The sequence below is a fragment of the Dietzia sp. B44 genome, assembly GCF_014145245.1.
Classification (GTDB): Bacteria; Actinomycetota; Actinomycetes; order Mycobacteriales; family Mycobacteriaceae; genus Dietzia; species Dietzia natronolimnaea.
The window spans coordinates 1-513 of record NZ_JAALEF010000501.1; the positions used below are offsets into that span (position 1 = coordinate 1).

A 513-nucleotide genomic window follows, 5' to 3' on the forward strand; every position below is an offset into this window, starting at 1 on the left:
GCCCGCGCCGGCCCCGCCGCCGCGGCCGCCGCCCTGGTTGAACAGGCCGCCGAAGAGATCGGAGAAGCCCCCGGCCCCACCGGCTCCGCCCGCACCCGCGGCCCCTCCGAAGAGGTCGCCGATGTCGAAGTCACCGCCGGTGGTGGTGTATCGGCCCCCACCGGGAGGCGCGAAGCCGCCGAACCCGCCGGAGGACACCTGCGCCCGGAACTCGTCGTACTCCTTGCGCTTGGCGGGGTCGCCGATGACGCTGTTGGCCTCGCCGACCCGCTTGAACTTCTCCTCGGCGGCCTTGTTCCCCGGGTTCTTGTCCGGGTGGTTGTCGCTCGCGAGCTTGCGGTACGCCTTGCGGATCTCGTCCGCCGTGGCGGACTTGGAGACGCCCAGTTCGGCGTAGTAGTCCTTCTCGACCCATTCGCGCTGACTCACCAGACGCCTCCTTTCCCTATCGGTTCCTGATCAGTTCCTACTTACCCGAAGTCTCACTTTTCCACCTCGACCGCCGGTGTGCGG

The 513-nt window shown here is 69.0% G+C and carries 1 protein-coding gene; it reads right to left on the reverse strand.

The features are described from left to right. On the reverse strand, positions 1–429 hold a 429-nt coding region (locus G6017_RS14930), incomplete at its 3' end, for a DnaJ domain-containing protein (protein WP_182618062.1). Positions 430–513 lie beyond the last annotated feature (84 nt).